Genomic DNA, 25,139 nt, shown 5'->3' on the forward strand with positions numbered 1-25,139 from the left:
ACCCCTCGTGCCAGGTCCTCGTGCACATCGCGTCGTGCACATCTCGTCTCGACAACCTCGAAGTAGAACGGAGTCCTCGATACCCATGAAGTCCACCAGGAAGAGACTGTCCGCTCTGGTGAGCGGCACCGCGCTCACCCTCGCCGCCGCGCTGACGCTCAGTGCCTGCGGCGGCTCGTCGGGGGACTCGGCCGAGGGCGGTGTGGTCATCGTGACCGCCGCCCAGCCGCCGAGCTTCAGCTACGAGAGCACCCCCACCGGCTACGAGGCCGCGGAGTTCTGGCTCAACACCGGCGCCACCCTGATCCGCAACCCCTATGTCGAGGGAACCGACGGACTCGCGGCCCACCAGGAGCTGTTCAAGTTCGAACCGGTCCTCGCCAAGAGCTACGACGTGAGCCCGGACGGCAAGGTCATCACCTTCGAGCTCAACACCGACGCCAAGAGCGCCTCGGGCAACTCGCTCGACGCCGACGACGTCGTCTTCTCCTTCAAGCGCAAGTTCGAGGTCGACACCAGCATCGTGGCGTTCGTCAGCGCCCCGGTCATCACCTCGCCCGACCAGGTCAAGAAGATCGACGACGACACCGTCACGATCACCATCGACGATCCGGCGCACGGTTTCACCTTGCTGTCGCTGCTGTCGAACCAGCCCTACACCATCTACGACTCCGACGTGCTCAAGGCACACGCGACCCCCGACGATCCGTACGGCGTCGAGCACTCGAAGACCAACGCCGACTACGGATTCGGTGCATACAAGCTGGTCAGCTACACCCCCGGCCAGCAGATGGTCTACGAGGCGAACCCGGGTTACGCGCTCGGCGAGCCCGAGGTCAAGAAGATCGTGCAGCGCGTCGTCGCCGACGCCGGCCAGCGGTCGAACCTGGTGAAGAGCGGTGACGCCGCCATCGCCACCCAGCTGCGCCCGGCCGACCAGGTGGCCCTGAGCGACGCCGGCGCGGCCCAGATCTTCGACGTCCCGAGCAACGCCTACGTCTACGTGCCGCTGACCACCACCAAGGCGCCCTTCGACAACGTCGACGTCCGCCGCGCGTTCGCCCACGCGGTGCCCTACGAGGCGATCATGAAGGACGTCTACAAGGGGCGCCTCGGGCCGATCTCGTCGATCCTCAACGACACCCTGCCCGACTTCAACGGCAGCGGCCTGAACCCGAACACCTTCGACCCGCAGAAGTCGCTCGAGATCCTGAAGAACGCCGGCGTCAGCACCCCGGTCAAGTTCGAGCTGACCATCAACAACGCCGTCCCGGATCTCAAGGAGACCGCCGTCCAGATCCAGACCGCGGCCCGCGCAGCAGGTTTCGAGATCACCCTCAACGAGGTGAACTCGGCGGTCTTCCAGGAGGGCCTGGCCGCCAAGACGTTCCAGGCGTCGATGGGTCGCGACTACGCGGTCGTCCAGTCCCCGCCGTACGTGTTGTCGCTGTTCTACACCCCCGGCTCGCCCATCAACTGGCCTGACTTCGACTACGCCCCGCTGAACAACGCGATCGCCGCCGGCAACAAGGCCGGAGAGCCGCTCACTCCGGCGGCCTGGGCGGAGTGGAACAAGGCCGAGCGGGTCCTGCAGGACCAGATGCCGACCGTGTACATCGGATACGTCCAGCCGCTCAACGCCTTCCGCAACGGTCTCGGCGGCTACGTGTTCCGTACCGACAGCGTCATCGACTACTCGGTGCTCAAGCCGTGACCACGCTCACCGATTCGGTTGCTCCCGAGACGAAGAGCACGCACGAGGCGCCGTCGCCGGTTCTCGAGGTGGTGGACCTGACCATCCGCTACGGCGGCGTGGAGAAGATCCACCCCACCTCGTTCACCATCGGGACGCGCGAGCGGGTCGCCATCGTCGGCGAGTCGGGGTCGGGCAAGTCCAGCATCGCCAACGCACTCGGCGGGTTCATCCCGCCGGGTGTGGGCGAGGTGGCCGCGACGACGATGTCGCTGTCCGGTCGTTCGCTGCTCGATCTGCCGGCCAAGCGGATTCCCGATCGCCGCCAGGGCATCTCGATGATCTTCCAGGACGCCATGAGCTCCCTCGACCCGATCTGGTCGGTCGGCAGCCAGCTGATGGCGGTCCTCCCGAAGGGCAGGTACGGGTCCCGCAAGGAGCGTGCCGCCGCCGCGGAGGAGCGCCTCGAGCAGGTGGGGATCGTCGATCCCCGACGGGTGATGTCGTCGGTGCCCGGGCAGCTCTCCGGCGGCATGCGCCAGCGCGTGATGATGGCCATCGCCCTGGCGTCCGAGCCGGAGCTGCTCATCGCCGACGAGCCGACCAGCGCGCTCGACGCCTCGCTAGCGGTGTCGGTGATGGAGCTGATGACGGGGCTGACCGTCGCGAACGGCGCGTCGCTGGTGTTCATCACCCACGACATCGCGCTCGCCCGCCGGTTCGCGGACAAGGTGCTCGTGATGCAGAAGGGCGAGGTCGTCGAGACGGTGGCCGCGCGCGACCTCGACCACGCCCGCCACCCGTACACCCGTGGCCTGTTGCAGTGCATGCCGACGCTGAGTTCGGCCCAACTCGACCGTCTCCCGACGCTGGACACGGTCATGACCGAGGAGCCGGCGGCATGAGCACCATCATCGAGGTCGTCGACGTCCACAAGCAGTACGGCCGCAAGGTGACCGCTGTGGGCGGCGTCACCACCAAGCTCGAGAGCGGCCGGTCGGTCGGGATCGTCGGCGAATCCGGCTCCGGCAAGTCGACTCTCGGCAAGATGATCGTCGGACTGACCGCACCGACGTCGGGTCAGGTCCTCGTCGACGGACGAGACCTGAGCCGGTTGCTGGAGCGGCGTCCCGGGCGCCTCGAGTACCGCCGCAAGGTGCAGCTCGTCGCCCAGGACACCACGACCACCTTCGACCCGCGCCGCATCGTCCGCGAGGCGATCCGGCGTCCCGCGCAGATCCTGGGCGGCCTGGACTCGAAGGCGGCCGACGATGCGGTCGACTCGATCGTCGCGGACCTCGGCATCGCCCCGGAGCTGGTCGAGAGGTATCCGCATCAGCTCTCCGGCGGTCAGCGGCAACGCCTCTCGATCGCACGCGCACTCGTCGTGCACCCCGACATCCTGGTCTGCGACGAGGCGGTCAGCGCCCTCGACGTCTCGGCCCAGGCCGTGGTGCTCAACCTCCTGAAGGACTACGTCACGACGCATTCCCTCGGGCTGGTGTTCATCTCGCACGGTCTTCCCGCGACCGCGTTCATCACCGACGACCTGCTGGTGATGAACCGCGGGAAGGTCGTCGAATCGGGCGAGACCATGTCGCTGCTCAACGCGCCGTCGAACGACTACACGCAGACCCTCGTCGGCGCCTACCAGGCCATGGAAGCAGTGGCCTGACCCTTCGGATCACCGGCGGCACTCGCTGCCGACCAACAGTTCTCGCGGTGGGCGGACCCCATCGCAGGTATTTCACGACAGGAGATTCACATGTTCCATATGGGTTGGTTCCTCGGAGACGGCTTCGGCATTCACCCCTGGAGCCCGACGAACGGTGACGGTCCCTGGACCGGCACCAACCACCTGGACTGGATGAAGCCCGACATCCACGTCGACATGGCCAAGAGCCTCGAGCGAGCCGGCTTCGACTACATCCTCATCGAGGACACCTCGATGGTCGAGGACTCCTACAAGAACTCTGCCGAGACCTCGCTGCGCCGCGGCTTCATGGCGCCCAAGAACGATCCGCTGCCGCTGGTCCCGCTGATGACCCAGCAGACCAAGCACATCGGCATCATCCCGACTGTGTCGACCATCCAGTACCCGCCGTTCCTCGCCGCCCGTGCCTTCACCACCCTCGACCATCTCACCGAGGGACGCGTGGGCATGAACGTCGTCACCAGCGTCACCGACCGCGTCGCCCAGAACTTCGGCTACGAGCGTCACCTCGAGCACGACGAGCGCTACGAGATGGCGATGGAGTGGATCGACGTCGTCAAGGCGCTGCAGAACTCGTGGGAGGAGGGCGCCGTCATCGCCGATCCCTACGCCGGCGTCTACGCCGACCACACCAAGGTCAACCCGATCGAGTTCGTCGGCAAGTTCTTCAAGTGCCGCGGCCCGCTCAACACCATCCCGGGACCGCAGCGCGAGGTGCCGGTCTGCTCGGCCGGCAGCTCGGAGCTGGGCCGCGTGCTCGCCGCCAACTACGACGACACCCAGATCGCGATCGTCAAGGACGCCGCGGCGGCCAAGGCCTACCGCGAGGACATCCGCGCCCGCGCGGCCGCCGCCGGTCGCAACCCCGATCACATCAAGGTGCTGTTCATCGCGACCCCCACGATCGCGGCGACCGACGCCGAAGCCCAGGCCGCCTACGAGGCCGCGCAGGCATTCCGCAAGACGGACAAGGCCATCGAGTACAACCTGTGGAACATGTCCTACACCTCGGGCGGCCGGATCGACTTCGGTGCGATCGATCCCGACACCAAGGTCCGCGACATCGACCTCAGCAAGCAGAACGGCGAGTACACCTCGATCGCCGGCCTGTTCGAGGGGCGCGAGGACGAGACCCTGCGTGAGGTCGTCGCCTCGAGCTTCCAGGTCAAGGACATGGGCCTCATCGGTTCGCCGTCGACCATCGCCGACAAGATGGGCGAGATCATGGAGGAGGCCGGCGGCGACGGCTTCCTGTTCTACCTGCCCACCACCCGCATGAACCTGGCCATGATCTCCGACGGCCTGGCCCCGGAGTTGCGTCGTCGCGGCCTCATTCGCGAGGAGTACACCGGCTCGACCCTGAAGGAGAACCTGCGCGCTTTCTGATCTCCCCGGGCCGCCGAACGAGAGACGCTGTGCCCCTGCACGCCACGGTGTGCAGGGGCACAGCGGCCTGGAGGTCAGAGCCCTCGCGGAGACGGGTATTGCCGGGGTTACTTCTTCCGTGCTGCCGCTCGCGCATGCGGCACCATCCTGATCCGCTTGGGCAACCGCGGGATGATCAGCCTCGACTGGACAGCGATGAGCCGGAACAAGAACCGGCGCCCCCGGCCCCAGTCGATGCCCAGCAGGCCCCGCAGTTCCGGGGTCAGCAGACCGGCGGTCACGGTGCCGACGACGAGCCCGGCCACGGGGCGGATCGTGGAGTTCCAGAGGAACGGGATGCGCAGGACCGGGATGTGCGGCGGCGGCTTCGGCGAGGTCGCCAGCGCGAACACCCGGTCGGTCATGTCCGACCGCTCCAGCCGGGTCCGCGTCATCTCGTCGAACCAGTCGCAGAACGACGCCCAGTCGGCCGGCATGTCCTGTTCGCGGACGCCGTACATGCGGCCCACGCGTCGCATCTCGAGGTAGAACTGCTCGACCTCGCCCGGCTTCCAGCCGCGCCCGAGTTCCTTCTGCTGGGTGTACACACCGTGCACGAGGCTCGCGTGGACCCAGTGGAACGCCTCGGGGTTCAGCGAACTCCACCGCGTGCCGTCCGGGTTGCGGCCCTTGATGTCCCGATGCCGTTCGCGGAGCCGCCGGGCCATGTCGAGGGCGTCGTCACGCCCGTAGACGACACCCATGATCATGTTCAGCGTCCGCTCGGCGCGGCCGTACGGGTCGGACTCGAAGACCGAGAACTCGCGGACACCGGTCGCCACGACCGGGTGCGCGACGTCGATGAGCAGGCGCCGGGGCGCGCCGAGGACGAAGGTGAGATCGCCGAAGACCTTCCACGCCACCGAATCCGGACCGAGCGGCGTGATGTCCGCGTCGTCGGTTGCCGGCGTCTGCGCGCCGATCGCGTCCGTTGTCATCGGCCTTCGCTCATTCCCGGGTAGAAGGGGTCGACCTGGAAACAGGGTACGGGGGTGGCCTCGGCAGGTGTCAACGCGTTCTTCACGTGCCGCCAGGTGCGCTCGCTGAAGTTGATCGACAGGTGTTCGGAGAGGTCGACCGGGCAGTCCTCCTGCAGGAGGATGTTGGTGACGTTGTCCCCCTCGAGGAAGCCGTTGGTGAACGGGGTGGCGATCTCGTCGTACTTCGTCACGATCGTCGTGTAGTGCGGGCCCGGTTTGGTGTCGCCGTTGCCATACACCTTGCGGACCAGGTCGGAGTACTGCGCCTGCTGGGCGAACGCCGGGAAGAGCGCCTTGAAGATCTCGTAGCCTACGGGACCGAACGGGGGGATGAAATACCGGACATAGGTGAGCATGTCGCCTGTCGACCCGTGGTTTCCGGGGGCGATGCCGATGAGCTTGTCGACCTTCTTGTCGCCGCCGAGGAAGTCGATGTAGTAGTGCGGCAACAGGCCGCCGCCCTGCGACCAGCCGACCAGGTCGACCTTCTTCGCGCCGGTCCGGCGCAGGATGCGGTCGATCTGACGCGAGATCTCCCGGCCCGAGCGCTCGATGTCGGCGAGGCCCTGGATCGGGAACGTCGGGATCGGGGTGATGTTGCCGTAGTTGAACGTGTATACGCAGTAGCCGTTGTTGGCGAGATACGGGGCGCCTGCGTTGTACGCCCACTGGGTGGTGGCCGTGGCGTTGAGGAGGACGACCGGGTTGGGACGCTCCTTCGTGAGCCGGCACGATGGGTCGTTGGCGCCCGGCGGAGCCCAGTTCGGGTCCACGGTCTGCTGCAGCGCGCTCGGGATCGCGGATCGGAAATCCCAGGACACGGGGTATTTCTTCGCAGGCGCTGCCGCTGCCGTGCCGGTGGCGACCAATCCGCTCGCCGCCATCACCGCGCATGCCGCCGCCGCGGTCACCATCGTCGTCAATCGTCGAAAACCGAACATGATCCTCCGCCTCGTCTATCTGATGACGGATGTTGTCAGACCTGTCCTCGTTTCGCAACGAATTCGTGACCGCCGCGCGGTAGAGAGTTGGTCGTTAGCGGATGAAAACGATATCGGGTGACGACTTCGGCTGGCGCACAGCGACTTTCCGAAGAACCGGACAGAACGCCCAGACGGCGACCTAGTCTGGCGTTTACATCGGCACCTCGTGGCCGGCACGTTCCGGGCCGGTACCGCCGGGTGCCGTACCGGGTGGCGCGATGTGCGGCTCCGGCCGCGGAAGGTGGGTTCACATGGTCTCGGTGACCTCGGCGGTGGGAACGGCGGTCGAATCGGTCCAGGACGCGGTCGGCGCACTCAAGGTGCTCGTGCGCTCCGGCCTGCTCAACCCGACGAATCCCAAGGAGACCCTCACCACGGTCAAGCGCGCAAAGACCATCGGGCCGTGCGGATCGGTCGTCGCGCACGGCGCGGAGGAGTATCCCGACGCCGGTGCGATCGCGGACGAGAAGGGCGAGCTCACCTACGGAGAGCTCGACGCCCACGCGAACGCGCTCGCCAATCACCTCCTGGCCTCCGGGATCGAGCGCGGCTCGGTGATCGGCGTGATCGCCCGGGACCATCGGGGGCTCCTGACCACGATGAGCGCCGCGGGCAAGGCCGGGCTCCGGCTGGCGATGATGAACACGGGCTTCGGCAAGACCCAGTTCGTCGAGGTGGCCGAACGCGAGAAGGTCACCGCGATGCTCTACGACGAGGAGTTCGGCGACCTCGCCGACGCCCTGCCCCCGGAGATCCTGCGCATCGTCACCTGGGTCGACGGCAAGCGCCCGATCCCGGACGGGGTGCGCACCCTCGAGGACATCACCGCGACCGGTGACACGTCGACGCCGGCCGAACCCGACGAATGGGCCGGCCTGGTGATCCTCACCAGCGGCACCACCGGCCTGCCCAAGGGGGCGCAGCGCACCAAGCTGTCCCCGTTCTCCAGTGCGCTGATCGTCGACCGCATCCCGGTCCCCCGGCGCGGGACGGCGGTGATCGTCTCGCCGATCTTCCACTCGACCGGCTTCGCGCTGTGGGGCGTGGCCGCCGCGCTCGGGAACAAGGCCGTCGTCTTGCGGAGGTTCGATCCGGAGAAGACCCTGGCCGCGCTGGCCGAGCACCGGGCGGAGATGCTGGTGGCGGTGCCCACGATGCTGCACCGCATCCTCGCCCTCGGCCCCGAGACCATCGCGAAGTACGACACCTCCGCGCTGCGGGTCATCGTCATCGCGGGATCCGCGCTCTCCCCGACACTCTCGGAGGCGGTGCAGGACACCTTCGGCGACGTGCTCTACAACCTCTACGGCTCCACCGAGGTGGCGATCGCGTCGGTCGCGACCACCGCGGAACTGCGCCTGGCCCCGGGCACCGTCGGCCGCCCCCCGGTCACCGGCCGGCTGGCGCTGTTCGACGACGAGGGCAACCGCATCCACGGAACAAACGTCCGCGGAAGGCTTTTCGTCCGTAACGGCGCACCGTTCGAGGGCTATACCGACGGCCGGAACAAGGAGATCATCGACGGCTACATGTCGACCGGCGACATGGCGCGCTTCGACGAGCACGGCCTGTTGCACATCGACGGCCGCGACGACGACATGATCGTCTCCGGCGGCGAGAACGTCTACCCGCTCGAGGTCGAGAACCTGCTCGCCGAACATCCCGACATCGACGACGTCGCGGTGATCGGCGTCGACGACGACGAGTTCGGAAAGCGGTTGCGCGCCTTCATCGTCGCGGCACCTCGCGCGAATCCGACCCCCGACGACATCAAGGCCCACGTGAAGGCGCATCTCGCGCGCTACAAGGTGCCCCGCGACGTGGTGTTCGTCGACGAGTTGCCGCGCAACCCCACGGGCAAGCTGGTGCGGAGGCTGCTGCCCGCCGGACCGCTGTGAGCGCGCCGGTCAGTTCTCGGAGTCGGCTCGCCTGAGCTGCTGCACCACCAGGTGCAGTGCCGCGGTGGTGGTGAGCGCGCGGACGCGTTCACGGTCACCGGGGAACCTGCGGGTGACGGTGTGGGTCGGACGGCCCGCGATCGCGACGCCGAAACACACCGTCCCCACCGGCTTGGCCTCGGTGCCGCCGCCGGGGCCGGCGATGCCGGTGGTCGAGACCGCGACGTCGGTCTTCAGGCGGCGTCGGGCGCCCTCGGCCATCGCCGCGGCGACCTGCTCGCTGACCGCGCCGTGCTCGGCGATCATCTCCGCCGGCACGTCGATCAGATCGGCCTTCGCCGCGTTGGAGTACGAGACGACACCGCCCATCACGTACTCCGACGAGCCGGGGCGGTCGGTGAGGCGTGCCGCGACGAGTCCGCCGGTGCACGACTCCGCGGTCGCGATCAGCCGGCCCCCGAGCGCCTCGACGAGCTGGTCCTCGATGGTGGAGCCGTCGGTCGAGAAGATCTGCCGCCCATGGTGTTCGGTGAGGACGTCGAGCAGTTGCCGATAGACGCCGGCGTCGGCGGAGGCGAAGCGGGTCACCATGTCCAGTTCACCGCGGCGGAGGCAGGTGGTGATCTCCAGACGGTCGAACTCGGGAACCCGTGTCTCGGCGAGACGCAGTGTCTCGGCGAGCTGCGCCTCATGCAGGCCGTAGGCACGTAGGGTCGCCTGCTGTAGGTCGTCGGCCCGGGCGAGCACCTCGGCGACCGTGGGAGCGGCGATCGCCGACGGCCACATGGCCTGCAGTTCGCCGGGCGGGCCCGGCAGGATGACCACGGTCGGGATCGGTGTGGGGCCGCCGACGGCGGGGATCACCACGCCGGGAGCCGTGCCGGTCGGCGGGAGGGAGGCCGCTCCGGCGGGGACCATCGCCTGCTTGCGGATGCCGACCCGGGTCGGCCCCTCGTCGATGTCGGGGGTGTCGGGGCGCCACCGGCGGATGATGTCCGCGATGTGCTCCTCGAGCTCGGGGTCGAGTCTCAGCTCACGGCCGCAGAACTCGGCGACCGTGGCGACGGTGAGATCGTCGGCGGTGGGGCCGAGTCCGCCGCTCGTCACGATCAGATCCACACCCTGTTCGGCGAGGAATCGGAGTTGGGCGGCGAGGTCGGCGGGACGGTCGCCGCAGATGGTGATGTGGGCGACGTCGACGCCGAGCGCGAGGAGCTGCTCGGACAACCACGGCCCGTTCTGATCCGAGATCCTGCCGGTGAGCACCTCGGTTCCGGTCACGACGATTCCTGCGCGCACACTCACGGCGTCGAGCCTAGTCGGCCCGACGCCGCGAGCGACACCGTCACGCCTTCTCTTCGGCGGCCTTCTCCTGCATCGACGACCGCGCCGGGTTGGCCTGGTCGTCCTTCTTCGGGTCGGACGCGTTCTTCTTCTCGGCCACACCCGACCTGATACGTGCGCCGATGTCCGGGTCGACGTTGTGCCAGTACTCGAAGGCGCGCTCGAGAACCGGATCGGAGACGCCGTTCAGGAGATGCCCGACCACGTTGTCCACGAACCGATCCCGCGCATCGTCGTCGAAGACCTCACGCACGAGCGTGCCGGCCTGACCCCAGTCGTCGTCCTCGGCGTGGTCGACGTAGGCGCTGCGCAGGATCTCGCCGTCGGCGGCCCACTGCGGTTCGCCCTGGCCGGGATAGAGCGCGGCCGGCCCGCCCTTGGAATTGGGCGCGTAGACCGGGTCGGTCACGTTGTGGATGCGCATCGCGCCGTCCTTGGAGTACGAGTGGACCTCGTTGACGGGCGCGTTCACCGGGATCTGCTTGTAGTTCCCGCCGAGCCGGGCGCGGTGGGCGTCGGCGTAGGAGAACACCCGGGCGAGCAGCATCCGGTCGGGGCTGAAGCCGATGCCCGGGACCACGTTGTTCGGCTCGAAGGCGAGTTGCTCGATCTGGGTGTGGTGGTCGACGGGGTTGGTGTGCAACGTCATCCGGCCGACTTCGATCAGCGGGTAGTCGCCGTGCGGCCACACCTTGGTCAGGTCGAACGGGTTGAAGCGGTACTTCGGCGCGTCGTCGAACGGCATCAGCTGGACCTTGAGAGTCCAACTGGGGTGATTGCCCGCCGCGATGTTCTCGAAGAGGTCCCGCGTGTGGAAGTCGGTGTCGGCCGAGGCCATCTGGTCGGCCTCGTGCTGGGTCAGGTGCTCGACGCCCTGGTCGGACTTGAAATGGTATTTGACCCAGTGCTTCACGCCGTCGGCGTTCACCCACAGGTAGGTGTGCGAGCTGTAGCCGTTCATGTGACGCCACGTCTTCGGGATGCCGCGGTCGCCCATCAGCCACGTGACCTGGTGGGCCGACTCCGGCGAGAGGGTCCAGAAGTCCCACTGCATGTCGTGATCGCGGAGGTTGTTGTCCTGGCGTCGTTTCTGGGATCGGATGAAGTGCTGGAACTTCATCGGGTCCTTGACGAAGAAGATCGGCGTGTTGTTGCCGACCATGTCGTAGATGCCCTCGGTGGTGTAGAACTTCAGCGCGAACCCGCGTGGATCGCGCCACGTGTCGGGGCTCCCGCGCTCGCCGGCGACCGTCGAGAACCGCACCGCCATATCGGTCTTGACGCCGGGCTGGAACAAGGCGGCACACGTGTACTGCGAGATGTCGGCGGTGGTCTCGAAGGTGCCGAAGGCGCCACTGCCCTTGGCATGCGGCTGTCGTTCGGGGATGCGTTCGCGGTTGAACTGGGCCATCTGCTCGAGCAGGTAGTGATCGTGCAGGACGATCGGCCCACCGGGCCCGACGGTCAGGGAGTGTTCGTCACTTCCGGCCGGGGCCCCGGAATCCCGGGTCGTGTACAGGGAATCGTCGGACATGTCGCCTCCGCGAGGTCAGGTATCCGGCGCACGAGAGATCCGTGCAGGAGAGAATGCGTGACCCGAGGGCTACAGGTCTGCCCGGCCGATTCTACGCCGGGAGGGCATGTGCCGAGCTGGATCGGCTACGCGCGGTCGTCGTCGGTGATGCCGAATTCACGCAGCACGGCCTCGGTGTGTTCCCCGAGGGCAGGCACCGGGCCCATCGCGAGCTCGACGTCGTCGAACGTCATCGGGGGCAGCACGGCCCTGATCGGCCCGACCTCGGTGTCGACCTCGCGCCACCTGTCCCGTTCGTCGAGTTGCGGATGGTCGACGACCCCTGCGAGGTCCCGGATCTGGGCGGCCGGGACGCCGGCGGCGGCCAGCCGGCGGTCGAGCTCGGCGGTGGGGAAGCGCTTCGTCTCGGCGGCGATGAGCGCATCGACCTCCGCCCGGCGCGACACCCGATCGATGTTGGTGCGATACCGCGGATCGTCGGCGAGGTCGGGGCGGCCGAGCACGACGCGCGTGAGGGCGTCCCAGCCGCGGTCGTTCTGCACGCCGATCAGGATGTCGCCGTCGGCGGTGGGGTACCTGTCGTAGGGCACGATCGCGGCGTGCCCGAGTCCGGCCCGGGCGATCTGCTTTCCGCCGTAGAGCTGCATGTACATGGGGTGGCCCATCCACTCCACGGTCGCGTCGAACATCGAGACCGCCACCCGCGCACCGGCTCCCGTCCGCTCTCGGCGGAACAGCGCCGACAGCACCGAGGTCAGCGCGTACATGCCGGCGGCGATGTCCGAGGACGGGATGCCGGTCTTGGTCATGGTGTCCGGTGTGCCGGTCACGGAGATGAGCCCGGTCTCGGCCTGCACGAGCATGTCGTAGGCCTTGCGGTCGCGGAAGGGGCCGGCATCCCCGTAGCCGGACATGTCGACGACGATCAGTCCGGGGTGATCGGCGCGGAGTTCGTCGGCGCCCAGGCCGAGCCGGGCGGCCGCCCCGGGAGCCAGGTTCTGCAGGAACACGTCGGCCCCGGCGATGAGTCTCCTGAGCGCGGCGATCCCGGATTCGCTCTTGAGGTCGAGTTCGACCGACTCCTTGCCGCGGTTGAGCCAGACGAAATGCGTTCCCGCACCGCCCCGGACCGCCGAGTCGTAGCGACGGGCAAAATCGCCCTCGCCGACCCGCTCGATCTTGATGACGCGGGCGCCGAGGTCGGCGAGGTGACGGGTGGCCAGCGGGGCCGCGACGGCCTGCTCGAGCGCGATGACGGTGATGCCCTCGAGAGGTAGGGGAGCGTTCGACCGGTCCGATTCCACCGGCCAAGGATCACCTGCCCCACCCGATCCGTCAACGCGTCCGGAAATATCTCGAACATCTGTGTTCGACTTGTGTTAGCGTGGGGACATCCGACCGGGACGATCAGCAGGAGGTTCTCGTGTCAGGGTCTTCCGAACGCGCGCAACGCGCGGACGCGCAACGCAATGTCGAGGCGATCCTCGCCGCCGCGATCCGGGTGCTCGCCCGCGACCCGAAGGCGTCGGTGTCCGTGATCGCCAAGGAGGCCGGGGTCGGTCGGGTCACCCTCTACGGACACTTTCCCAACCGCGCCGCGGTCATCGCCGCCGCGGTGGACCGGGCGCTCGCCCAGACCACGGCGGCCATCGACGCGGCGAGGCTCGACGAGGGCGACCCGTTCGAGGCGCTGGCGCGACTCGTCGACGCCAGTTGGTCGGTGACGCACCAGCACGGTGCGCTCCTCGTCGCAGCCGAACGGATTCTCCCCGTCGACGAACTCTCCTTCGCGCACGCGGAGCCGATGGCCGCCGCCGAGGCGGTGTTCGCCCGCGGCCAGCGGTCCGGGGCGTTCCGCGACGACATCTCGACCGGCTGGCTGGTGACGTTGTTGCACTCCGTCACACACGGGGCGTCGACCGCCGTCCACGAGGGTGGGATCGACGCGGAGGACGCCCCGAGACTCATCCTGGCGACGATGGTCGGGGCCGTCACGCCGCCGGGCAGAGAAGTGCCCGTCGTCGGCGGGCAGGTCGCGGAATCGGTGCCGTGAGCTCCGCGGGGCGCCCGCGTCTGCGGAAGGGGCTGAGCATCGCCGCGTGGACGGCCATCTCGCTCCTCGCCGCGGCGGGTGTCCTGGTCGTGGTCGGTCTCCCGTCTGCGAAGAATGCTGCGGCACAGGTCTATCCGCACCCGGTCGGGGCGGAGCCGGCCGAGCGGTCCGTGGCGGCCCAGCGTGCGCCGGACTTCGATCCGGCCAGGCCAACCGTGGCGATCCTCCTGGCCGCGGAGGGGACGAACATCGCCGACACGCTGGCGCCCTACGAGGTGTTCGCGCGGTCCGGCGTGGTCAACGTCTTCCTCGTCGCCGAGCGTGCCGAGCCGGTCATGCTCGGCGGTGGACTGACGGTGTTGCCACAGCGGACCTTCGCCCAGATCGACGAGATGACCGGGGGAGGTCCGGACGTCATCGTCGTCTCGCAGATGCATGGGGACCGGTCCGGTGAGATGCGTTGGGTGAGGGACTCTCTCACCCACGATCCGGGCACCGTCGTGATGAGTGTCTGCGTGGGCGCGGCGGACGTCGCCGACGCCGGCATCCTCGACGGGCGGCGGGCGACGACGCACTGGCTCAAGCTCGTCGGACTGCGGCGCGACCCCGGCGACACCGAGTGGGTCGACTCTGTCCGGTTCGTCGAGGACGGTCCCACGATCAGCTCGGCGGGTGTGTTGTCGGGCATCGACGCGGCGATGCGGGTCGTCGAACGACTCGGCGGGTCTGCCGAGCTGCCCCGGATCGCCGACGAGATCCACTGGCGGGGCTACGGTTCCGGGGCCGGGGTGGAGACCGAGACGCCGGGACTGCGGCCCGCCGACCTGCCCTTCGCGCTCGGTGCGGCGTTCCGCTGGGACCGGCCGCACAACGGCGTGCTCCTCACGCCGGGGGTCGGCGAGATCGAACTCGCCTCGGCGTTCCGGCCCTACACCGAGTTGTCGTGGCTGGCGACCCTCACCGCGGTGTCCCACGACGGGAAACCGGTGACCTCCCGGCACGGCGTGACGGTGATCCCGGCCTCCGACGTGCCCGGCGCGGGTGGCCTCGACCGTCTGCTGGTGCCGGGCGCCGAGGCGGCACGCACGAGGGCGGCCGCCCCCGCGCTCCCCGGCGGTCTCGAGGCGACGTACCTGCACTCCCCTGATCGGTTCGCCTTCGACCCGGTGATCGACGACATCGCCGTCGTGCAGTCGATCCGGCTCGGCGTCAACGCCGCTCGCCGGCGGTCGTCATGAGTTCCGCGTGGCGTCCGGGCTTCCGGTGACCTCGGCGGTGGCGGAGGTACCCGGCCGCGTGTCGTCGGCGATGGCGTCGCCGGTGACCGCGTGCGCGAGGTCGGCGTCTGCGTCTGCGGCGGAGAGGACGATCTCCTCCTCGATCAGCTCGGCACGACGCTGGTCCTCGGCATTGAGGGTGTTCAGCGCGATCTCCTTGATGAAGAGGACCGCCAGCGTGCCGACGAGCGCCATCCCCATCGAGACGAGGAAGATGCGCGCGGTGCCGTCGCCGTAGGCGCCGCGGACGATCGCCTCGATCGGCGCGGGCAGCTCGTTCAGGTTCGACAGGCCGGCACCGCCGGAGCCGGTCTGCGTGATGCCCACTGCGCGCAGGCCCTGCGCGATGAGGTCGGCGACGTGGTTGGACAGCACCGCGCCCAGGATCGAGACGCCGGCGGCGCCGCCCAGGGACCGGAAGAAGGTGACCACCGAGGTGGCCGCTCCGAGGTTGCGCGGGGCGATGGTGTTCTGCACGGCCAGCACCAGGTTCTGCATGGTCATGCCCATGCCGACGCCGAGGGTGAACAGGTAGCAGCCGACGAGGGTCATGTCGGTGGTGGAGTCGATGGTGGCCAGCAGGCCGAACCCGAGGGCCATCACGACCGAGCCGGCGACCAGGTAGCCCTTCCAGCGCCCGAACCTGGTGATGAGGCGTCCGGACACGGTGGCCGAGACCAGCGAACCGATCACCATGGGCAGCGTCAGCAGGCCGGCCGCGGTCGGGGAGTAGCCGCGGGCGATCTGGAAGTACTGGCCCAGGAACACCGCGCCGCCGAACAGGGCCACGCCGACCGCGATGCTCGCGATCGTCGCGAGGGTCGTGGTGCGGTCCTTGAACAGGTACAGCGGGATGATCGGGTCCTTCGCCCGGGACTCCACCCAGACGGAGACCGCCAGCAGTGCGAGACCGAGCGCGACGAGGCCGAACGAGGTCGCCGAGGCCCAGTCGAAGTTCTTGCCGGCCAAGGTGACCCAGATGAGCAGGACGCTGACGCCGGCCGAGATGAGCAGTGCTCCCGCGTAGTCGATGTGGACCTCGCGACGGATCACCGGCAGGTTCAGGGTGCGCTGGACGACGATCATCGCGATGACCGCGAGCGGGACGCACACGTAGAAGGTCCAGCGCCAGCCGAGCCAGCTGGTGTCGACGATGACGCCGCCCAGCAGCGGGCCGGCGACGGTGGCGATCGACATGACGCCGGCGATCGCGCCCTGGTAGCGGCCGCGCTCACGCGGGCTGAACATCGACGCGATGACGATCATCACCAGCGACTGCATGCCGCCGAGGCCGAGGCCCTGGACGACGCGGAAGCCGATCAGCATCGGGACCGTGGTCGACAGGCCCGCCAGCATCGAACCGATGGTGAAGACGGCCAGTGACAGCTGGACGAGCAGCTTCTTGCTGAAGACGTCGGACAGCTTGCCCCAGATCGGGGTGGCGGCGGTCGAGGCGAGCAGGGTCGCGGTGACCACCCAGGTGTACTGATCCTGGGTTCCGTGCAGCTGGGTGATGATCGTCGGCAGTGCGTTGGACACGATGGTCGCCGACATGAGGGCGACGAACATGCCCAGCAGCAGGCCGATGAGCGCGTTGATGCGCTGGCGATGCGTCATCGGGGTGTCCGCGGGTTCGACGCGGATCGGGGACGTTGTCATGCAGGCGGTTCCTCGGGTCGTATAGGGCGCCGTCGGTGGACGACGGTGCGGATCAGGCGGGCGCGGAGGGCGCGTCGACGTGGGCTCGGTCGACATCGCGGTCACGCGCGCCGTCGACATCGCGGTCACGCGCGCCGGAGGCCGGTGAAAACGGGCAGGGCGTCGCCCAAGTAGTTGAATACTGCAACTATAGGGCGTGAAAGGTGTAACGCGCAACTATCTCGGATGTTTCCCGGTCGTCCCGCAGGTGTGGCGTTTGTCTCAGGCGTCGGCGTGTGGGGCGTGGTCGTCCGAGGCGGCCTCGCTGAGGCGATGCAGCAGGCGGGTGAGGGTTCGGATGTCCTCCGGGTCCCACTTCGCGAGGCGTGCGCGCCACTCGGCGACGGCGGAGGCGAGGACGGCATCGACGCGTTCGCGGCCGTGCGGGGTCAGTGTGACGACTCGTGCGCGGGCGTCGCGGGGATCGGGGTGCCGCTCGGCGAGACCGAGCCGCTCCACCGCGTCGATCTGACGCGTGACCGTCGACTTCTCCATGCCCACGGCGCTGACCAGCTCGGACATCGGCATCGAGTTGTGCCTGGCCAGGACCGTGATGAGTGGGTAGCAGGACGGGTCGAGACGCGGATCGATCGCCCGCGCCCGCAGCCGCGTGCGGATGCGCCCGCGCCGCCAGAAGTCGGTGAGCTCGGCCTCGAGGCCGCCGATGGCGTCGGAGTCGATCGGGTCGCCCGGTGCGGCGGCGGTCGAATCCGAGGTCATGTGGGCGGGTCCTTTCGGGTGTGGAGCGAAGAGGTCGCGGTCAGGGTACCGGGGCGGTGTGGCCCGTCGCACTCGACAGCGCGTGCAACACCGAGCTCTCGGCCACGCTGGGCTCGCGCGGCAACGCCGTGAGCTGGCGTTCTCCAAGCTGTTGAGGAGTGCAACTTTTTGGGACCTGTGCCCATGATGGTGCACGATCGAAGGGTGAGCACATCAATGACAGAACGCGCGACCCCGAGCGCCTGGCAGCGCATCAAGTACGCCTACTGGGCGCCCCTGCCCAAGTCGATGCTCGATTGGGTCGAGAACGACCTCGCCGGTCCGGGCGCCGCGCTGCGCATGGTCGTGCGCTGGGCGGTCCCCTGCATCATCATCCTCGCGCCGATGTGGCTGGTCCCCGCTGACTTCGGCGTCCGGTTCACGATGACGATGCCGATCCTCCTCGCGTACCTCTTCTTCTCGATCGCCCTCAACCGCGTCTACCGGCGCCATCGCCTGGCCCAGCACGGCCTCGACCCGGAACTGGTCAACCGGCTGGAGCGCGAGAAGAACGCCGACCTCTACGACGAGTATCACCGCAAGTACCGCGGCGAGCACCGTCGGCCGTACTGATCCCTCGGTGCCGATCGCCCCGTACTGATCGCGCTCTTCATGGCGAGCACGTCCTTCATCGCCAGCACCCTCAGTACAGGTAGTCCTCGCCGCTCGCACGTACCGTCACATCCGAGAGGCTGATGCCCCACGGCTGGTCGATGACGTGCACGACGGCGTCCGCGAGATCCTCTGGCGTGATGAGCCAGTACCGGATCGAATCGACGTCGGTCAGATCTTCGGGCAGCTCACCCCGAAGCATCGCGCCGACGTGCTCCTTGTAGGACGCCGCACGCTGACCGACGATGCCGCGGATCGCTCGGTCGTTGACGATCCAGCTCGCGAGGTCCGTGCCGGCCACCCCCGTCGGCTTGACCGTGGTGACCTTGATCTTCCCCTTGGCCTCGATGCGCAAGGAGTCCGAGAGCATGGTGACCGCGGCCTTCGTCGCGCTGTAGACGCCCGATCCCTCGAAACCGCCGTTGCCGTAGATCGACGCGATGTTCACGACCTGGCCGCGGCCCTGGGCGATCATCTGGTCGTAGACGGCAGAGATCCCGTTGACGACGCCCTTGATGTTGATGTCGATCGCACGATGCCACTTCTCCCAGGCGTGTTCGTGATCGGCGAAGAACGCCAGCGGCATCACCCCCGCGTTGTTGACGATCACGTCGATCGCCCCGAAACGCTCGACCGCGATGCGGGCGCCCTCCTTCATCTGCTGCATGTCGGTCACGTCGGCGACGTGCGCGACGGCCGACCCGCCGCTCGCGACGATCGCGCCGACGGCGCCGGGCAGCCCGTCGGCGTCGATGTCGACGCCGACCACGTGGGCGCCTCGGGCGGCGCACTTCTCGGCGATCACGCGGCCGAAGCCACCACCGGCTCCCGTCACGATGATGGTCTTGTCCCGCAAGTGATCTGACATGCAGCCCCCGGCCCTCGTAGAACGCGTCATCCCGGCAACGCCTCGGCGGACCCGGACCGAGCCGGGCCAGGTCACGATGCGCACCCCTCGGAACACCGTGACCGGTCACCACGCCCCTGGCCGCGCGGCCGGGTCGCGGTCGCGCGAGAGGACGTATCTGCCCGGGCGTCCACCTCCGGAGGCGCTGGATCGCGGACCCGTCGCTCGATTCAGTCACATGACTGATGGTCTGTCAAGGGTGTGGTCCGTTCGTGCCGGATCGGGACCGAAAAACCTTGCTGCCCTTGACACGGGCGCCTCGATGTAAAAACTGTCTCCCGGCGGCGCGGCATCCGCGCCGGCCGCTCGTATCCGCCCGCGGCGTGTTCTGGTCACGGGCCCTCAGCACGTGTGTGCGGGACCGGCGCGTCCCGCATCGACGACAGGAGACGCATGTCCCGCCCTCTGCCGACGAGACGAACCTTCCTCAAGGCCGCGGCCGTCGCCGCCGCCGGTACGGCCGCGGCAGCGACTCCGGTCGCCGGACGGGCGTCGGCGGCGCCCTCCCGGCGGGTGAGGCACACGCGTTCCGAACACCGGGTGGTCGTCGTGGGTTCCGGTTTCGGCGGCGGCGTCGCCGCTCTCCGTCTGGCCCAGGCAGGGGTTCCGGTGCTGTTGCTCGAACGCGGAAAGCGCTGGCCCACAGGCCCGAACTCGGAAACCTTCCCCAGGGCGTCGGCGCCCGACAAGCGGATGCTGTGGCATGAGTCCACGCCCAACCTGTTCGGTCGGCCGCTGAGCGTCGAACCCTATGTGGGCCTTTTCGAATCGGTCGCCGGGGTGAACATGACGGCGCTGTGTCCCACCGGTCTCGGCGGCGGTTCGCTCGTCTATCAGGGGATGACCCTCCAGCCCAGCGAGGCGGTGTTCAACGAGCACTTCCCCGAGGCGCTCGACTGGCGGTTGATGAACCGGGTGCATTACCCGCGGGTCGCCGAGATGCTCAAGGTGGCCGTCGCGCCGGACCGGCTCGTTCGCGCCCCGCAGTACCTCGCGCCCCGACAGTTCGCCAAACGCGTTCGGTCCGTTGGCCTCCCGTTGCAGAAGATCCCTATGCCGATCGACTGGAGCTACGCCGAGGCCGAACTCCGGGGCGAGATGAAGCCCGCCTACACCAACGGCGACGGCGCGATCGGCGTCAACAACGGCGGCAAGCACAGCGTCGACGTCACCTACATCCGTCAGGCCGAGGCCACCGGCCTGGTCACGGTGCGCACGCTGCACACCGTCCGGCAGGTGTCCCGGCGCCCCGACGGCCGGTGGTCGCTCGACGTGGAGCGGACCGACGAGACCGGAAAAGTGTTGGAGCACAGAGAGATCATCACCAAGGCGCTGATCTTGTCGGCGGGTAGCGTGAACACCACCAAGCTCCTCGTCCGGGCGCGCGAGGCCGGGACGATCACCGATCTGCCCGACGGTCTCGGACACGGTTGGGGAACCAATGCCGACCGCATCTACACCTGGAGCAGCCCGAGCATCGACTTCGGCGCGGTGCAGGGCGGTCCGGTCGTGTACGGCAGTCCCAATTGGAGCGACCCGAAGAGTGCCTTCACCGTCATCCAGGCATCGCTCCCGCCCCTCCCGGTGTATGCGGGGACCACGATGCTCGTCGGGTTCGGGGTGAGCTCCGGGCGCGGTGTCATCACCTACGATTCGGCGGCCGGCGATGCGATCCTGAAGTGGCCGCACGAGGGCGACTCCGAGATCCAGACGAAGCACATCGACCGTGCGGTGCGCAAGATCGCCGGAGCCGATGCGATCCTCACCGACACCAACGCGGTCTTCCCGTCGACCTGGCACTCGCTGGGCGGCGCGAACATGGGCGTCGTCTGCGACCTCGAGGGGCGCGTGAAGGGCCAGCGGGGTCTCTACGTCATCGACGGGGCGCTGATGCCCGGCAACACCGCGGCCTGCAACCCGTCGATGACCATCGCCGCGGTCGCCGAACGCGCACTCGACCGCATCGTCGCCGAGGATGTCGGCACGACGATCTGACCTCGCGCCGGCCTGGCCCGCTCCGCCTCAGGGAGCGGCGGAGACCGGCGCGAGCCACATGCCGGTCAGTGCGTCGACGACGATCTCGCACTGACGTTCCCACGGGATCGGCACGTGCGTGGGCTCCTCGGCGGCGCGTTCGATGTCGGCGAGCGTGTTCACGATGATGTGGCGGGTCATGTTGTTGCGGATCTCCAGCGCGTCGTCCGGGAAGGACGGCAACGCCCCGTAGAAGCCCTCGAGGATCGCGACGAGCGGTTCGGAACCGCCCATCTGCTCGTAGAGGAGCATCGTCGTCGCGGGATCGGCCGAGACCTGGGCGAAGAACCGTGCGAAGTACGTCGGTGCGCCGAGACCGGCGAGGTACTCGATCTCCGGGGCCACCAGGCACCGAACCCAGTCCCGCACCCGGGGATCCGGTCCGATCGAGTCGAGGGCCTTCCGGCGGAGGTGGTCGATCGGCGTGTTGTGGGCGGTCAGCACGGCCCGGATCAGGTCGTCCTTGCTGCCGAAGTGGTGCCCCACCGCGTAGTTGTTCCGCTGGCCTGCGGCCTTGCTGATCTGCCGGCTGGACACCGCGGCCACGCCGTGCAGGGCGATGAGTTTCTCCGCCGCGGTGATGAGTGCATGGCGAGTGCGCGCGGACTGCCCCGTCTTCCCCTCGGCCATGCATCGATGATGCCCTACCGGCGCCGATCTCCCGAGCCGTGTCCGCGGCCGTCCGGCCCGCCGTCGCGGACGGCGGTCGCCGTCGGGAAACCGGCGGGGGTGCGTGCGTGGCAGATCCCGCCGACCTATGGTGGATCGAATCCAACCGTGTGAATCGGCGTGTGGACACAATCTGCCGACCGGTCACGATCTGTCTGAGGGGACCTGATGGCGACGACGCCCACGGCCGCGAAAAGCCTGCCGGAACTGACACTCCGAGGAATCCTGCTCGGCGGCGTCATCACCCTCGTCTTCACTGCCGCGAACGTCTACCTCGGGCTCAAGGTGGGCCTGACGTTCGCCACGGCCATCCCCGCCGCGGTCATCTCGATGAGCATCCTGCGCAACTTCGCGAATCACACGATCGTGGAGAACAACATCGTGCAGACCATCGCATCGGCCGCAGGGACGCTCTCGGCGATCATCTTCGTGATCCCCGGTCTGGTCATGATCGGGTGGTGGACGGGGTTCCCGTACTGGATCACGGTCGCGGTGTGTGCGATCGGCGGCATCCTCGGCGTCATGTATTCCATCCCGCTGCGGCGGGCGCTGGTCACCGGGTCGGACCTTCCCTACCCGGAAGGCATTGCCGCAGCAGAAGTTCTGAAGGTCGGCGACTCCGCCGGCGGTGCCGAGGAGAACAAGGCCGGCCTGCGCGCGATCATCATCGGGTCCATCGCGTCGGCCGGGTTCGCGCTGCTCACCAAGCTGCGGGTGCTCAGCGACACCATCTCCGCCACGATCAAGGTCGGTGCGGGCGGAACGCTGTTCACCGCCGGATTGTCCATGTCCCTCATCGGCATCGGGCACCTCGTCGGTGTCACCGTCGGCATCGCGATGCTCATCGGCCTGCTCATCTCCTACGGCGTCCTGCTCCCGATCGAGAGCCAGAACGCCGGAGAGCCCGGTGAGTCCCTGAGCGACATGGTGTCCGGTGTCTTCGCCAACGACGTCCGGCTCATCGGTGCGGGCGCCATCGCCATCGCCGCCATCTGGACCCTCATCAAGGTGATGGGCCCGATCGTCCGCGGGATCAAGGGGTCGCTGGCGTCCTCGCGGTCGCGCCGGGAAGGCGAGACGGTCGACATCACCGAGCGCGACATCCCCTTCAACATCGTCGGCGGCAGCATCCTGGTGTTGCTCATCCCGATCGGCCTGTTGCTGTGGGACTTCGTGCACAGCACCGTTCTCGAGGGCAGCGCCGCCGGCATCATCGCGGTCAGCGTCGTGTTCGTGTTCGTCATCGGCCTGGCCGTCGCGGCGGTCTGCGGCTACATGGCGGGACTCATCGGGTCGTCGAACTCGCCGATCTCCGGCGTGGGCATCCTCGTCGTGCTGATCGCGGCCATCCTCATCAAGGCCGTGTACGGAAGCGCCGACGACTCGCAGACCGACGCGCTGATCGCCTACACGCTGTTCACCGCGGCGATCGTCTTCGGCGTCGCCACGATCTCCAACGACAACCTGCAGGACCTCAAGACCGGCCAGCTCGTCGGCGCGACGCCGTGGAAGCAGCAGGTCGCCCTGGTGGTCGGCGTGCTGTTCGGATCGGCCATCATCCCGCCGATCCTCGGCCTGATGTACGACGTCTTCGGCTTCGTGGGCGCGCCCGGCGCCGGACCCGATGCCCTCGCCGCGCCGCAGGCCGGCCTGCTGTCCACGCTCGCCAAGGGCGTCTTGGGCGCCGACCTCAACTGGGGCCTGATCGGCCTGGGCGCGCTGATCGGCGCGGTCGTCATCCTCATCGACGAACTCCTCGGGCGCGCAGGCCGTTTCCGCATCCCGCCGCTGGCCGTCGGCATGGGCATGTACCTGCCGATGTCGGTGACCCTCATCATCCCGGTCGGCGCGTTCCTCGGTCACTTCTACAACCGGTGGGCCGAACGCTCTGGCGGCGCGGTCGACCACAAGAAGCGCATGGGCGTCCTCCTGGCGACCGGCCTCATCGTCGGCGAGGCGCTGTTCGGCGTGGTCTTCGCCGGGATCGTCGCCGCCACCGGCGACGATTCGGTGCTGGCGATCGTCGGTGACGGCTTCGACACCTGGGCGCAGATCCTCGGCGTCGTCGTGTTCGCCGCCGTCGTCGCCTACCTCTACAACCGCACGACGAAGGTCGCGACCGCGAGCGGGGACCCGGCGCTGGAGACCGGCGGAAAGGCCGGCGGCCCGCAGGCCTGACCGGGGCCCGCCGGGCCGGCGCTCACCCGATCACGAAGCCGCGCAGACGCATTCGCCGATCGCGGTGTCCAGGATCTCCAGACCGGTGCGGAGTTCGTCGTCGGAGATCGTCAGCGGCGGGGCGATCCGGAAGATGCCGCCCATGCCGGGCAGCTGCACGACGTTCATGTGCAGTCCGAGTTCGAAGCATCGCGCGGTGATGGCCGCGCCCAGGCGGTCGGCGCCCTGCTTGGTCTCGCGGTCGGTCACGAGTTCGATGCCCTGCATCAGCCCACTGCCGCGCACGTCGCCGACGCACTCGTGCCGGGCCTGGATCTCCAGCAACCCGTCACGGAGCACCGAGCCGGCCTGTGCCGCACGGGTGACGAGGCCGTCGCGCTGGAGCACGTCGAGCACCGTGAGCCCGACCGCGGCGACGAGCGGGTCGGAGACGTGGGTCGTGAAGAACAGGTAGCCGCGCTCGTGTGCGGCCTGCTCGATCTCGGCAGACGTGACGACCGCGGCGAGCGGGAGGCCGGCACCGAGGGTCTTCGACAGCGTGAGGATGTCAGGCACGATGCCATCGCGTTCGAAGGCATACCAGGAACCGGTGCGGCACAGGCCGGTCTGCGCCTCGTCGACGATCAGCAGCATCCCGCGCTCCTCGCACTTGCGCTTGAGGGCCGCGAAGTAGCCCGGAGGCGGGACGATCACCCCGCCGGAGGACAGGATCGGCTCGACGATGCAGGCGGCGAGCGATCCGGTCGACTGGGCGTCGATGAGTTCGAAACCGAAGTCGAGCTGCCGCTGCCAGTCCAGGGTGCCGTCCGGGCGGGTGAAGTCCGGCCGGTACGGATTGGGGGTCGGGAGTGCGTAGTTGCCGGGCGCCACGGGACCGTAGCCGGTGCGCCCGGCGCTGTACGTCGACGCCGCGGCGGCGTGCGTCATGCCGTGCCAGGACCGTGCGAACGACACGATCTCGTGCTTTCCCGTGACCAGCTTGGCCATGCGGATCGCGGCCTCGTTCGACTCGGCACCGGTGCTCAGCAGCAGCACCTTCTCCAGCGGGTCGGGCAGGGTGCCGGCGAGGCGCGCCGCGAGATCGGCCACCGGCGGGGAGATCATCCCGCTGAACAGGTGGTCGAGCTCGCCGATCTGCCGGGTGACGGTCGAGACGATGTCGGGATGCGAGTGGCCGAGGATCGCCGACATCTGGCCGGAGGTGAAATCGAGCAGGCGCCGGCCGTTCGCGGTCTCGACCCAACTGCCCGAGGCCCGCACGATCAGCTCCGGCGAGAACTGCCCGCCGTAGCGGACGAGGTGGCGGGTGTCGACGCCGGTGGGGGTCCGTTCGAGGGCGGTGGTGTCGGTGGTCATGGCGACCACGGTACGAGTGCGATCC

Annotated in this window: 21 protein-coding genes; 11 read left to right on the forward strand and 10 right to left on the reverse strand. The window is 68.5% G+C overall.

Annotated elements, in window-relative coordinates; translation table 11 throughout:
* The first annotated feature begins 85 nt into the window (after positions 1–85).
* From GP2_RS14945 to GP2_RS14960, 4 genes are all read left to right on the forward strand, one after another.
* The gene (locus GP2_RS14945; RefSeq protein ID WP_006901362.1) at positions 86–1,714 is read left to right on the forward strand and encodes an ABC transporter substrate-binding protein; all 1,629 of its coding nucleotides are present in this window, start codon (positions 86–88) and stop codon (positions 1,712–1,714) included.
* Positions 1,711–2,598: an ABC transporter ATP-binding protein gene (locus GP2_RS14950; RefSeq protein WP_006901363.1), complete on the forward strand. Its 888-nt coding sequence runs from the start codon at positions 1,711–1,713 to the stop codon at positions 2,596–2,598. Before GP2_RS14945 ends, GP2_RS14950 begins: the two co-directional genes overlap by 4 nt.
* Positions 2,595–3,368, forward strand: a complete 774-nt coding sequence (locus tag GP2_RS14955) for an ABC transporter ATP-binding protein (RefSeq protein WP_006901364.1) — start codon at positions 2,595–2,597, stop codon at positions 3,366–3,368. Before GP2_RS14950 ends, GP2_RS14955 begins: the two co-directional genes overlap by 4 nt.
* A gap of 90 nt (positions 3,369–3,458) precedes the next feature.
* Positions 3,459–4,793: an NtaA/DmoA family FMN-dependent monooxygenase gene (locus GP2_RS14960; RefSeq protein WP_006901365.1), complete on the forward strand. Its 1,335-nt coding sequence runs from the start codon at positions 3,459–3,461 to the stop codon at positions 4,791–4,793.
* 107 nt (positions 4,794–4,900) lie between these two features.
* Here GP2_RS14960 and GP2_RS14965 read toward each other — a convergent pair whose 3' ends face one another.
* Both GP2_RS14965 and GP2_RS14970 read right to left on the reverse strand, forming a co-directional pair.
* Positions 4,901–5,770: an oxygenase MpaB family protein gene (locus GP2_RS14965; protein WP_006901366.1), complete on the reverse strand. Its 870-nt coding sequence runs from the start codon at positions 5,768–5,770 to the stop codon at positions 4,901–4,903.
* The gene (locus GP2_RS14970) at positions 5,767–6,753 is read right to left on the reverse strand and encodes an esterase/lipase family protein (protein WP_040527164.1); all 987 of its coding nucleotides are present in this window, start codon (positions 6,751–6,753) and stop codon (positions 5,767–5,769) included. The genes GP2_RS14965 and GP2_RS14970 overlap by 4 nt, the downstream gene beginning before the upstream one ends.
* On the opposite strand from GP2_RS14970, the gene GP2_RS21855 reads away from it, so the two are divergent.
* Together GP2_RS21855 and GP2_RS14975 are read left to right on the forward strand one after the other, a co-directional pair.
* The gene (locus tag GP2_RS21855; RefSeq protein WP_165484435.1) at positions 6,665–6,874 is read left to right on the forward strand and encodes a hypothetical protein; all 210 of its coding nucleotides are present in this window, start codon (positions 6,665–6,667) and stop codon (positions 6,872–6,874) included. The two genes, GP2_RS14970 and GP2_RS21855, sit on opposite strands and share 89 nt — an antisense overlap.
* Before the next feature lie 172 nt (positions 6,875–7,046).
* Entirely contained in the window at positions 7,047–8,693 is a 1,647-nt protein-coding gene (locus GP2_RS14975; RefSeq protein ID WP_006901368.1) for an acyl-CoA synthetase, read from the forward strand.
* Positions 8,694–8,702: 9 nt separating this feature from the next.
* On the opposite strand, the gene GP2_RS14980 is transcribed toward GP2_RS14975, so the two are convergent.
* From GP2_RS14980 to GP2_RS14990, 3 genes are all read right to left on the reverse strand, one after another.
* A complete protein-coding gene (locus tag GP2_RS14980) occupies positions 8,703–9,998 on the reverse strand; it encodes a competence/damage-inducible protein A (RefSeq protein ID WP_040527166.1) in 1,296 nt (431 codons plus the stop codon).
* Positions 9,999–10,038: 40 nt separating this feature from the next.
* The gene (locus tag GP2_RS14985; protein ID WP_006901370.1) at positions 10,039–11,571 is read right to left on the reverse strand and encodes a catalase; all 1,533 of its coding nucleotides are present in this window, start codon (positions 11,569–11,571) and stop codon (positions 10,039–10,041) included.
* 125 nt (positions 11,572–11,696) lie between these two features.
* A complete protein-coding gene (locus tag GP2_RS14990) occupies positions 11,697–12,875 on the reverse strand; it encodes a CaiB/BaiF CoA transferase family protein (protein WP_006901371.1) in 1,179 nt (392 codons plus the stop codon).
* 119 nt (positions 12,876–12,994) lie between these two features.
* On the opposite strand from GP2_RS14990, the gene GP2_RS14995 reads away from it, so the two are divergent.
* Together GP2_RS14995 and GP2_RS15000 are read left to right on the forward strand one after the other, a co-directional pair.
* On the forward strand, positions 12,995–13,624 hold the full coding sequence (locus tag GP2_RS14995; RefSeq protein ID WP_006901372.1) for a TetR/AcrR family transcriptional regulator: 630 nt from the start codon (positions 12,995–12,997) through the stop codon (positions 13,622–13,624).
* Positions 13,621–14,862, forward strand: coding sequence for a DJ-1/PfpI family protein (locus GP2_RS15000; protein WP_255218635.1), 1,242 nt, complete (start codon positions 13,621–13,623; stop codon positions 14,860–14,862). The genes GP2_RS14995 and GP2_RS15000 overlap by 4 nt, the downstream gene beginning before the upstream one ends.
* On the opposite strand, the gene GP2_RS15005 is transcribed toward GP2_RS15000, so the two are convergent.
* Positions 14,857–16,560 carry an MDR family MFS transporter gene (locus GP2_RS15005; protein ID WP_006901374.1) on the reverse strand — a complete coding sequence of 568 codons (1,704 nt, stop codon included), beginning with the start codon at positions 16,558–16,560 and terminating at the stop codon, positions 14,857–14,859. The genes GP2_RS15000 and GP2_RS15005 overlap by 6 nt on opposite strands.
* A 261-nt stretch (positions 16,561–16,821) precedes the next feature.
* Positions 16,822–17,319, reverse strand: coding sequence for a MarR family winged helix-turn-helix transcriptional regulator (locus tag GP2_RS15010; protein ID WP_006901375.1), 498 nt, complete (start codon positions 17,317–17,319; stop codon positions 16,822–16,824).
* Between the two features lie 186 nt (positions 17,320–17,505).
* On the opposite strand from GP2_RS15010, the gene GP2_RS15015 reads away from it, so the two are divergent.
* Positions 17,506–17,931, forward strand: a complete 426-nt coding sequence (locus tag GP2_RS15015) for a DUF5313 domain-containing protein (RefSeq protein ID WP_040527179.1) — start codon at positions 17,506–17,508, stop codon at positions 17,929–17,931.
* Between the two features lie 70 nt (positions 17,932–18,001).
* On the opposite strand, the gene GP2_RS15020 is transcribed toward GP2_RS15015, so the two are convergent.
* Positions 18,002–18,838: an SDR family oxidoreductase gene (locus tag GP2_RS15020; protein ID WP_006901377.1), complete on the reverse strand. Its 837-nt coding sequence runs from the start codon at positions 18,836–18,838 to the stop codon at positions 18,002–18,004.
* Positions 18,839–19,270: 432 nt separating this feature from the next.
* On the opposite strand from GP2_RS15020, the gene GP2_RS15025 reads away from it, so the two are divergent.
* A complete protein-coding gene (locus tag GP2_RS15025; protein WP_006901379.1) occupies positions 19,271–20,872 on the forward strand; it encodes a GMC oxidoreductase in 1,602 nt (533 codons plus the stop codon).
* A gap of 27 nt (positions 20,873–20,899) precedes the next feature.
* Here the strand turns inward: GP2_RS15025 and GP2_RS15030 are convergent, their stop codons facing one another.
* Positions 20,900–21,541 carry a TetR/AcrR family transcriptional regulator gene (locus GP2_RS15030; RefSeq protein WP_006901380.1) on the reverse strand — a complete coding sequence of 214 codons (642 nt, stop codon included), beginning with the start codon at positions 21,539–21,541 and terminating at the stop codon, positions 20,900–20,902.
* 207 nt (positions 21,542–21,748) lie between these two features.
* Between GP2_RS15030 and GP2_RS15035 the strand changes: the two genes are divergently transcribed.
* Positions 21,749–23,758 (forward strand): OPT family oligopeptide transporter, encoded by a 2,010-nt coding sequence (locus tag GP2_RS15035; RefSeq protein ID WP_006901381.1) that lies wholly within the window; start codon positions 21,749–21,751, stop codon positions 23,756–23,758.
* Between the two features lie 30 nt (positions 23,759–23,788).
* Here GP2_RS15035 and GP2_RS15040 read toward each other — a convergent pair whose 3' ends face one another.
* Complete coding sequence (locus tag GP2_RS15040) at positions 23,789–25,114, reverse strand: aspartate aminotransferase family protein (protein ID WP_006901382.1); 1,326 nt, start codon at positions 25,112–25,114, stop codon at positions 23,789–23,791.
* Positions 25,115–25,139 lie beyond the last annotated feature (25 nt).

This window comes from Gordonia paraffinivorans NBRC 108238, assembly GCF_000344155.1.
GTDB lineage: Bacteria > Actinomycetota > Actinomycetes > Mycobacteriales > Mycobacteriaceae > Gordonia > Gordonia paraffinivorans.

Bases quoted from the DNA above. Each gene is read 5' to 3' on its own strand.
- GP2_RS15035 (WP_006901381.1), top strand. From the start codon at position 21,749: ATGGCGACGACGCCCACGGCCGCGAAAAGCCTGCCGGAACTGACACTC.
- GP2_RS15020 (WP_006901377.1), bottom strand. From the start codon at position 18,838: ATGTCAGATCACTTGCGGGACAAGACCATCATCGTGACGGGAGCCGGT.
- GP2_RS15040 (WP_006901382.1), bottom strand. From the start codon at position 25,114: ATGACCACCGACACCACCGCCCTCGAACGGACCCCCACCGGCGTCGAC.
- GP2_RS15015 (WP_040527179.1), top strand. From the start codon at position 17,506: ATGGTGCACGATCGAAGGGTGAGCACATCAATGACAGAACGCGCGACC.
- GP2_RS14965 (WP_006901366.1), bottom strand. From the start codon at position 5,770: ATGACAACGGACGCGATCGGCGCGCAGACGCCGGCAACCGACGACGCG.
- GP2_RS14975 (WP_006901368.1), top strand. From the start codon at position 7,047: ATGGTCTCGGTGACCTCGGCGGTGGGAACGGCGGTCGAATCGGTCCAG.
- GP2_RS14955 (WP_006901364.1), top strand. From the start codon at position 2,595: ATGAGCACCATCATCGAGGTCGTCGACGTCCACAAGCAGTACGGCCGC.
- GP2_RS14960 (WP_006901365.1), top strand. From the start codon at position 3,459: ATGTTCCATATGGGTTGGTTCCTCGGAGACGGCTTCGGCATTCACCCC.
- GP2_RS14970 (WP_040527164.1), bottom strand. From the start codon at position 6,753: ATGTTCGGTTTTCGACGATTGACGACGATGGTGACCGCGGCGGCGGCA.
- GP2_RS15005 (WP_006901374.1), bottom strand. From the start codon at position 16,560: ATGACAACGTCCCCGATCCGCGTCGAACCCGCGGACACCCCGATGACG.
- GP2_RS14945 (WP_006901362.1), top strand. From the start codon at position 86: ATGAAGTCCACCAGGAAGAGACTGTCCGCTCTGGTGAGCGGCACCGCG.
- GP2_RS15025 (WP_006901379.1), top strand. From the start codon at position 19,271: ATGTCCCGCCCTCTGCCGACGAGACGAACCTTCCTCAAGGCCGCGGCC.
- GP2_RS15030 (WP_006901380.1), bottom strand. From the start codon at position 21,541: ATGGCCGAGGGGAAGACGGGGCAGTCCGCGCGCACTCGCCATGCACTC.
- GP2_RS14985 (WP_006901370.1), bottom strand. From the start codon at position 11,571: ATGTCCGACGATTCCCTGTACACGACCCGGGATTCCGGGGCCCCGGCC.
- GP2_RS15010 (WP_006901375.1), bottom strand. From the start codon at position 17,319: ATGACCTCGGATTCGACCGCCGCCGCACCGGGCGACCCGATCGACTCC.